This is a genomic window from Devosia sp. (assembly GCF_030689745.1).
Lineage (GTDB): Bacteria > Pseudomonadota > Alphaproteobacteria > Rhizobiales > Devosiaceae > Devosia > Devosia alba.
In genome coordinates, this window is record NZ_JAUYGL010000136.1 from 1 (window position 1) to 8,155 (window position 8,155).

Annotated in this window: 8 protein-coding genes; all 8 read left to right on the forward strand. The window is 53.9% G+C overall.

From position 1 onward, the window contains the following. Nucleotides 1-642: signal peptidase I (lepB, locus tag Q8O80_RS11760; protein ID WP_305579647.1), on the forward strand; the 642-nt coding region annotated here is incomplete at its 5' end. Next, a complete protein-coding gene (gene mobH / locus Q8O80_RS11765) occupies nucleotides 642-2,738 on the forward strand; it encodes a MobH family relaxase (RefSeq protein WP_305579648.1) in 2,097 nt (698 codons plus the stop codon). The genes lepB and mobH, both read left to right, overlap by 1 nt. Beyond that, nucleotides 2,722-2,946, forward strand: coding sequence for a hypothetical protein (locus tag Q8O80_RS11770; RefSeq protein ID WP_305579649.1), 225 nt, complete (start codon nucleotides 2,722-2,724; stop codon nucleotides 2,944-2,946). Before mobH ends, Q8O80_RS11770 begins: the two co-directional genes overlap by 17 nt. Continuing rightward, nucleotides 2,943-3,566: a type-F conjugative transfer system protein TraW gene (gene traW, locus Q8O80_RS11775; RefSeq protein WP_305579650.1), complete on the forward strand. Its 624-nt coding sequence runs from the start codon at nucleotides 2,943-2,945 to the stop codon at nucleotides 3,564-3,566. Before Q8O80_RS11770 ends, traW begins: the two co-directional genes overlap by 4 nt. Further along, complete coding sequence (locus Q8O80_RS11780) at nucleotides 3,550-4,557, forward strand: TraU family protein (protein WP_305579651.1); 1,008 nt, start codon at nucleotides 3,550-3,552, stop codon at nucleotides 4,555-4,557. Before traW ends, Q8O80_RS11780 begins: the two co-directional genes overlap by 17 nt. Continuing rightward, nucleotides 4,557-5,231, forward strand: a complete 675-nt coding sequence (gene trbC / locus Q8O80_RS11785) for a type-F conjugative transfer system pilin assembly protein TrbC (RefSeq protein ID WP_305579652.1) — start codon at nucleotides 4,557-4,559, stop codon at nucleotides 5,229-5,231. Before Q8O80_RS11780 ends, trbC begins: the two co-directional genes overlap by 1 nt. Next, nucleotides 5,228-6,472, forward strand: coding sequence for a hypothetical protein (locus Q8O80_RS11790; protein ID WP_305579653.1), 1,245 nt, complete (start codon nucleotides 5,228-5,230; stop codon nucleotides 6,470-6,472). The genes trbC and Q8O80_RS11790 overlap by 4 nt, the downstream gene beginning before the upstream one ends. Continuing rightward, on the forward strand, nucleotides 6,469-8,034 hold the full coding sequence (gene traN, locus Q8O80_RS11795; protein WP_305579654.1) for a conjugal transfer protein TraN: 1,566 nt from the start codon (nucleotides 6,469-6,471) through the stop codon (nucleotides 8,032-8,034). The genes Q8O80_RS11790 and traN overlap by 4 nt, the downstream gene beginning before the upstream one ends. The last annotated feature ends 121 nt before the right edge of the window (nucleotides 8,035-8,155 follow it).

The window sequence follows — 8,155 nt, forward strand, 5'->3', positions numbered from 1 at the left end:
TTTGAAATCCTCCGAAACGTCCTGATGAAGTTGCTGAAATACGGTTCAAATTTGAACCGCATTCTTGGGATTTTCTTTTGGAGCTGCGGCAAAGTCTCGCAGATGAAAGCACCTATTTCCATCAACTTCATTCAAGCATGGCTATGGTGCATGGCGCGTCTCGATGCCATGCACGCCCACCTGCTTCGCTATGGTTTTGCCTACATCGCACTGCTCTTTGGGTACTGGGCTTTTTCGATGAAGTACGAGTTCAACCTCAATCTCAGCAACAGCTTGGGCGGCACCTTGTATCTGGTTGAAAAACGAAGCTTGCCGTCGCGCAATGACTATGCCGCCTTCTACTATCCAAGCGATTTCATCTATTCAAGGAACGCTCGCTTCCTGAAACGTGTCGTCGGCGTGGCCGGTGATACCGTCGAATCAAAGAACCACCAGTTCTTTGTGAATGGGACGCCTGTTGGCAAAGCCATGCCTGTCACATCTGACGGCAGGCCTATTGAAGAAAGTGACTTCAAAGGAGTCATTCCAGCAGGTCACTATTACATGCAGGGCGACCATCCGAAAAGCCTTGATTCGCGCTACAAGGTAGTCGGCCTGGTGTCGAACCAGATGATTATCGGACGCGGTTACCTCCTGTTCTAATGGCTACGTTTGTCGATCGACTGTTGGTTAAGTGCGGCATGTTGCCAAAGCCGCTTGTGACCACATCGCCCGCAGCCCTGTTTTCCTCAGCCAAGGAAGCAAACTCTCTCGAACACCTACGCGACATTCCGCGCTACCCGCCATTTATGGAGGGGCTGCCCATTTACCCGCCGTCCACGTTGCTGGCCACTCAAAAGGAGTTGGTGGGCGGAGTTCGCCAGATCATTGCCAATGAATCGCTGCTGACCGAACACTACACCCCTGCAATGATGCGGTTGGCTGCACTCGTGCAATTGTTACCCGCCTCACAAGCTCACCACCATCGCGGGGCTGGCGGCATGTTGCGTCACTCGCTCGAAGTCGGTCTCTGGGCGCTACAGCAAACCGAGGGCAAGCTGATTCGCGGAGTGGTTACACCGCAGCAAAGGCGCGTCATCGAGCCACGCTGGAAGTTGACCGTATTCCTCGCCGGGATCTGTCACGACCTCGGCAAAGTGGTCACAGACATTTCAGTTACCGACCGCGCGAACGAGTTGAAGTGGCGACCATACAACCAAGGCCTGTATGACTGGGCAAACAGCCACAAGATCGACAACTACTTCCTGCACTGGCAAGAAGGTCGAGGCAAGAAGCATACCAATGTTTCCAGCACGCTCATCAATGCGGTGATCAAGGAAGATACACTCGACTGGATCAGCGACGGCGGTACCGATGCGGTGATCTGGCTGACCGAATCGCTCAACAACAATCCTGGCTCGACCAATCAGATCCACAATTTCGTGGTAAAGGCCGACCAGTTGAGCGTTGAGCGTGACTTAAAGAGCATGGGCGTGGCCATGGCCGGGTACGAGATCGGGGTTCCGGTTGAGCGCTATCTGACCGACATCATGCGTCGGTTGGTTCAAGAAGGCATCTGGCGCATCAACGAGCCGTCAGCCCGTATCTGGAATCTTGAGGGGACAACCTATCTGGTCTGGCCGATGGCCGGCGATGAGATTGCACGCCGCACCAAGGACGAGGACATACCCGGTTTGCCGAAGACGGCGGACGGCATCCTGGACATGATGGTTGAGCGTGAGATCGCATTCATGCGCGACGGTGATGGCGACCCGTTCTACTACATTTCTCCAGACGTGATCACCGAGAATATCCCCGACATGCGGATGAAGGCTATCCGCCTGCGCGACCAGGCTCTGATCAGCTCGATGCCGATTGCGCCGATTTCCGGAAAGATTCACTCAAGCAAGACCGGTTCCAATGCAGCTACCAAGCGCGCGGACGCGCAAGCTGAATTGCCGCTGAATTCTCAGGATGACTGCGGAACGTCTGTAGCGCATGTGGAAGCCGCAACCGTCGAGACCATTCCACCGCAAAGCAACTCCAGCGCATCTGTGGAACGCCTGCCAATGAGTGAGCCTGTAGAGGCGAAAGCGCAATCTGCTCCCCCTCCAGAGGAATTGTCCCCTCCCCCAGTTGTGACCCATGCACAAGAGCCGCTCACTTTGGATGCGCTGGATGGCGCTATGGGTGAATTGGTTCGTGTCTTGCTGGGCGAGTTCAAGAGCGGGAAGAAATCCTTTGATGTTCTGGGCGTGAAACAAGCCGATGGGAGTGTTTATCTCAAATGGCCCGATGCCTTCTCTGGATTTGGGTTCTCGGGAAAACAAATCCTGGATGAGTTATCCGAATTGGGCTGGCTGATCGCCGCTAGCGATGTAGCCAAGGTCGGCGATGCCGAATTCGCTGGGGGCGTGGCGAAATCGATCAAGTTGAGCGGCGTTGTTGGGCATCTGTTCGGCTCGACGAACGACAAGCCCTTCCCCGCCCCCGCTCCGGCCAAGGTAGATGAATCGACCGAGACAGTGGCCACAGCATCCGCACCTCCATCCAGTTTTGAAGAGGTCTTTCAGCTTACTGAAAAGATGGGCCCACCGCCGACCGCCAAGAAGCCAAGGAAGCGCCCCTCGAAGAAGAAAGCAGACAACCAAGAGGCAAGCGTCGCCGCATCCCCGTCACGCACAACTAAATCCAGCAGCCGGTTGCGCATCAAGTTGAATCAATCAAGTAAGGGTAAGTCCATTGTTAAAAGAGATTAAAGCGGAAGTGATTGGCGTGATTGTTGGCCAGTACGAGAGCGGGGCCTGGTATGCGACAGCACCTACCATTCCTTGGCTCGCGGCTGAAGGTGACTCGCTGACTAATGTGATGCAAAAAATCGAGATGATCGCCCCAGCCCTGCGAGGCCGCCTGTGCCTTGATATTCCGTTTGAACTGAACTGGCTCGTGATGGAAACTGACCAATGAGGCGCTGGCTTATTTCGGCGGCACTACTCGCTGCGCTACTCCCATCCGTTGTTGTGGCCGATGACCTGGGTGTTGTCGGTCCGACTTACGAGATCGTAGAACGAGACCTACTTGAGTTGATCACGTCCAAACTGAAGCAGATGGAGCAATCTGGAGAGTTGGCCAAATATCAGGAAGACTACAAGAACAAAGTCGTTTCCAGTATCGAACATCCAAGGCCGCTGACTGGATTCAAGGCGACAGAAACGGCCGGCACACACTACTACGACCCCTCCATAGTTACCGCGAAGGACATTGTGGATGCGACTGGAAATGTCCTTTACCGCCGTGGAACACGGGTCAATCCGCTCGATTATGTCGGCTGGAACACCTACCTGCTGTTCGTGGACGGACGCGACGAAAAGCAGCTCGCATTCAGCAAGAAGATCGTGGCCACTTCCGACAGGCCAGTGAAGATCGTATTGGTCGCCGGTGAGCCGCTGGCTTTGATGCGCAAATGGAAATCTACCGTGTATTACGACCAGGGCGGGAAGTTGATCAAGCGCTTCTCCATCACGCAGGTGCCCGCCATTGTTCGTCAGGAAGGAAAGAGGTTGAGGATCGATGAACTCCGTTATTAAGGCAATGTTCGGCGCGCTGGCCATGCTGGCATGCTCACTGAATGCGAATGCGGCACTGGATTGTCAGGGGAAGTTTCCGAACCTGGTCACCGATATCTGCTGGAGCTGTTCCTTCCCCATGAAATTCGGGTCCGGCGCATTGTCGCTGCCAGTCTCGACAGGGCAGGAAGACACGCCGGATGCCGGTGGTTCTCCTGTCTGCGCTTGCGGCCTCAATGTTGGGCTGAAGGTGAGCTTCTGGGAGCCAGTGCGTCACGTCGACGTGGTACGCAAACCATTCTGCTTGAGCGCGATGGGCGGTGTTGAGCTCGATCCCGGCTTCGATGCACCGCATGGCACTCAAACCAAGAAAGACCACTCCGGCACCAGCTCGTTTTATCAAGCGCACTGGTACGTGGATACTGTGATGGTGTTACTGGGCGCTGTATTGGATAGCCCATGCCTTGAGCAAAACGTATTCGACCTGGCCTACATGACCGAATTGGACCCACTCTGGAATGACGATGAATTGACCAGCATCCTCAATCCGGATTCATTCCTGTTTGGCAATCTCGTGGCGCGTCTTGCTTGTGGCGCTGATTGTGCCGCCGCAACTGCGGGGTTCGGCAGCAACTCGCTATTCTGGTGTGCTGGATGTCAGGGGTCGATGTACCCATTGAACGGGCACGTTGCCTCGCATATTGGGGGCGTACAGGCTTCCAGTCTGATCACGTCGAGACTGATTGCGAAAATGCACCGCGAGGGCTTGATGTGGGCTGCAGATGGGGATGCCGGTTTGTGTGGCTACTACCCAGAAATGCTGATGGACAAGACGAACTACAAGTACCAGATGCACTTCCCCATCGCGCAAAACAAGATCGACGGCAAGTGTTGCCAGCCGCTGGGTCGCACCTCGATCGTGTGGGGCGCTGGCAAGGAGATTCCCGGCGCCGGTGAAGACTTTGCATACATGATCTTCCGCAAGCGCAGCTGCTGCCAAGGCGCGTTCTGATGACCAAGAACCTTGCGCGACGCGCCCTGCTCTTCGCTGCTCTGACTATGTTGGCGCAACAGGTATGTGCAGATGCGCCGGTCGAAACTCCGCTGGAAAGGTCGAACAGGGTATTGAAGGAGCTGAATGCGCAGTTTGCACGGCACCGCCGCCCCGATGCGGCCAAGTTGGACAGTTTTCCGCAACCGACAGTAGCCGCATCCCCGTTTGATCTGGCCCAGCACTTCAGCAAGCCCCCCTTTATGCCCATCAATACGGCCACGCACGAGCTGATGGTGTTCGTGTCGTTCTCAATGCCTCCAGAAAGTCTGCAACGCATTGTCGAGCAATCCGAAAGAACAGGCGCTCACATCGTCTTCAGAGGCTTCAGGGGGAACAAGATGATGGAGATGTCACAGCACATCGCCAAACTCATCGGGAACCACCGGGTCGAGGTCAGTGTGAATCCTCCTGCCTTCAATCAATTTCAAGTATCCGCGGTTCCGGCGCTGGTGATCGCCCTTCCAACTGCGAGCGAGGGAATGGATAACGGGTGCGCCCAAGCCACTCAGTTTGTAAAGGTGACGGGCGACGTTGGCCAGGATTACGCGCTTGATCTGATCGAGAGAACTTCACCGAGGTTTGCTTCAGCGGCACAAGTGTTCAATCGCAGAATCACAAGGGGGATTCAATGACGGGCAATCGCTTATTGTTTGGCATGATGGCGTGGGGAGCGGCATCAATCGCCTCTGCTGCCCCCCTTACGCCTGCCCAACAAGCCTTCGCAGACGCAAAGGCGTTGGCCGCATCGGCTCAAGCCAATGCGGTTGCGAACCTGTCAAGCGGGGGCGTTTCTTCGACCGTTAATCAATTCAACCCTACCTACTACAACTCCAATGGAACGGCACCGGAAAGCGCGCTTTTCCAGGGCGGCAATGGAAACACGGTTTCGGCCGGACAGTCCAAAGTGGCGGATTGTCAGAATGGCACGCCGAACCCGGATCCATTCTTGAGGCAGAACTGCGAGGCGATCAATCTGATGGTGAATAACCCTTCGAACAGGCCGCAGTTCTCGCTTCCAGCGAGCATGTTTGCTTCCTCAAAAGCTATCGAAGCTCAAGGCATAACCGACCCTAATGCAACTGGTAGTTTTACAGGCTGCGTGGACAAGGCAACAGGGTCGTTGCCTACTACCGAGCTTTGCCAGGAATGGTTTGGCATTGCCTCTCAACAGTGCACGATTGGCCGCGTGATACTGGTGGATGTAAACACAAATTACCAATGCGACAAGACTGTCGACACATATCTACCTCAGACGTGCGATAGGACGGTGAATGTGACAGTTACACCGCAAAATCCTATTCAAACAACAAACAATCCAATAGGTATAAATGCAGGTGATGTTCCGGGGGGGCAGACAAGAACTGCGAGTAATAATCTGGTTGTGGACACAAGCAAACGATATGTAATGACATATTTCCATGGTGATAACTACGGACAGCTCTGGGTAAATGGCAGGCTTGTTTATGATGCCACCTATTCAATAGGTTTTACCGATATTCGTGGCGCTCTATTAAAATATCACTGTGTTGGAACAGGCCGAAATGAAAGTTGTAACACTGAGTGGTTGATGACGAATGGTAATTATGCAGGTTATTACGATGTTGGGTGCCCTTGGGGATCTCCATGTATGGGAGTTAGTACCGCCCTAGATTTGGCACCCTATCTTACAACTGGCGGCGCAAATAATTTAATTGAGTTGGCTTGTGCAAATGTGGGAGGCCCAGGTCCGTGTAATGCAACTATCAGCGTATTCTCATGCCCCGCGAATTTCACCATAGCAGGAACTGGCATTTCTGCAACCTGTGTTCCGCCGGCGGTTGTTACTAGCACGATCAACAATGGATGCGCGATTCAGGAGGCTGCCGCACTATGAATCGTCTTATCCTATCTCTATTAGTCTTGCTTTTGTCTGGTCAAGCTTTTGCTTTACAGTGTGTCAAAACCGGTTCCGTCTGCGTGGATTCCACGCCATGCAAGAAGATCAGCGGCGTCGATGTCTGCCTGAATACCCCGGCCGTACCCTCTTCATGCTGGAAATACACCGACACCTACAACTGTCTGGATAAGGCCGCTGTCGATTACTGTGCAGCGATCAGCGCCACCCCCGGATGCCAACAGGTTTCTTCCGTTTGTTCATCGCCGTCCAGTTCGGGTTGCTTGCGCTGGACGAACACCTATCAATGCGGAGGTGGAACAACTCAGCCAACCAATACGGTTGTACTGGACTCGACCTACACGATTGTCACCGACACCATCAACACCTCCGCGTGCGATTCCTTCTCGTCCAATCCGACATGCCAGCTTGCATCTCATGTATGCACAGAGCCGGCAGGCACCCGCGTGATCAATGGATTGTCTGTTTATAAAGACTGCTGGGCATGGCAAGACAGCTATTCATGCCTTGGTTCGGTGCAATCAGATTGTTCCCTCCTGACAGCCAAAGGTTGCAGTTTCGGCTCGTCCACGTGTCTCAGTCCAACCGGCGCGACAGGTACCAACTGCCTGCTCAAAGAAAAGACATATAGCTGCCCTTCCGCTGCTGGCTCAACAACCGTTCTGGATTGCGGCTCTCAACAATACTGTACTGGCGGGAACTGCTTCAACGCTGGCCATGAGCCAGATGGGGATTTAGCAGCTGCTGTGGTTGCCCATGAAGTTGGGCGACAGGGCGCAACCTATATTGATGCCAACCAACGACTTTTTAGCGGAAACGCCGAAAGTTGTGTTCACAACAGCTTGTCCAGGTGCTGCGATCCAAAGGGTGGGGCCGTCAAGAACTCAAGCATTGGCGGGAGAATCATCACCACGGCTGGTGGCCAAGCGATTGCGGCTGGAAGCTCATATATGTACGACATCATGTCGAATACCTATAACGCCATGCGTGGAGGTGAAGCGATGATGGCGGCAGCGACGACTGGATTTGGTGCCAGCGCCTTTTCTATGTCTGCCTACGGGTTGAGCATGACTTATACAGCAGGCGCCGCCGGAGTTTCTGGTACTTTCTCGTTCGCATTTGATCCAACATCCTTCGCTGTCGCGGTCGCAGTCTTGGTTGTTGTCGAACTGACCTCGTGCGAAAAGGCTGAGAAAGAACTGGCACAGAAGAATGGGGCTGGCCTATGCCGACATTACGGTTCCGCTTGCAATGGATTCTTCTGCCAGTCTGTCACCAGAAGCTATTGCTGCTTCAATTCCAAGCTGGCCAAGATCATCAACACAGCCGCCGTCACTCAGCTTGGCAGGGCAAATTCGGACTGTTCAGGGCTGACCATGGAGGAATTCGGGCGTATGAACTTTGCAGCGATCGACATGGGAGAGTTCATGGCCGAGATCATGTCAACCGTTACGCTCCCATCTACCGGCGCAATCAACACTGATGTGAATTCCAGCGTTCAACAAAAGCTGCTCAATTACTACACGAGAGGAAAGCAATAGCTCAAATTGCGCTTGCTCGATAGACCCATTGGGTCTATTATCAAACCGTCTGCGATGGGCAGATTCCGACATCAGAAAGGTAATTCAAATGAAGATCAAATTCGTTGTTGTGGCTGTTGCG